We start from the raw sequence: 967 nt of genomic DNA, 5'->3' as shown, positions 1-967 counted from the left end.
GTCGCGTTGTCGCGGGCCCCCGGACGATGCCCCGGAAACCCTCAGGACGCGTACCTCCCGGCCGATGGGGGCTTCATGGGGGAGCTGCTCGCGACCCGGCCCGACCGGCCGGGCAGCATCGACTGGCGGGCTGCCCTCGACACCGTGCTCTCGGCCGTGGAGCACCCCGGCCTCGTCTTCCAGCCGATCGTCGACATCGTCAACGGCACCGTCGTGGGCTACGAGGCGCTCTCCCGCTTCGAGCTGGAGCCCAGGGCCACACCCGACGTGTGGTTCCGCCAGGCGCGCCTGCACGGCTGCGCCGCCGAGCTCGAGGCCCGGGTCATCGCACGCGCCGTCGCCGCGCTGCGGCTGCTGCCCGAGCCGCGCTTCCTCACCGTCAACATCAGCCCCGACGTGCTGGCTTCGGCGCCCGTCCAGCAGGTCCTCACCGCCGCCGGCTCGCTGACCGGGCTCGTGGTCGAGCTCACCGAGCACGTCGACTACACCGTCGACCCGGCCCTCAGCGAGGCGATCCGGTCGTTGCGCGCCGCCGGTGCGCTGATCGCGATGGACGACGCGGGCAGCGGGTACGCCGGGCTGGTCCAGCTGCTCGACGTGCGTCCCGACATCGTCAAGATCGACCGCGAGATCATCACCGGCATCGGCACGGACCCGGCGAAGGCGTGGACCGTCGAGCTGCTCGGGTCGCTCGCCGGCCGGCTGGACGCGTACGTCCTGGCCGAGGGGATCGAGACCCGCGAGGAGCTCGAGCGCTGCCAGGCGCTCGGGGTGCCGCTCGCCCAGGGCTGGCTGCTGGGGCGCCCGGCCGCTCCGTGGAGCGAGCTGCCGGAGCCTGTCGCGGCCCAGCTGCGCGCCTCGGCGGCCCGCGCCGCCCACGCCGACGTGGTGGGGGCGCTCGCCGTGCGGACCGCCCCGCTCGGGCCCGGTGAGCTGCTCGACCCGTCGGAGTCGCCGCGGGTGCGCG

At 75.2% G+C, this 967-nt stretch carries 1 protein-coding gene; it reads left to right on the top strand.

Going from position 1 to position 967, the window contains the following annotated elements:
- Positions 1 to 75: 75 nt before the first annotated feature.
- A partial coding sequence (locus G9H71_RS22855) for an EAL domain-containing protein (protein WP_166285029.1) occupies positions 76 to 967 on the top strand: 892 nt, incomplete at its 3' end.

It is taken from the genome of Motilibacter deserti (genome assembly GCF_011250635.1).
GTDB classification, from domain to species: domain Bacteria; phylum Actinomycetota; class Actinomycetes; order Motilibacterales; family Motilibacteraceae; genus Motilibacter_A; species Motilibacter_A deserti.
The sequence above is the reverse complement of the archived record's forward strand: the minus strand, read 5'-3'. Positions and strand labels throughout refer to the sequence as shown.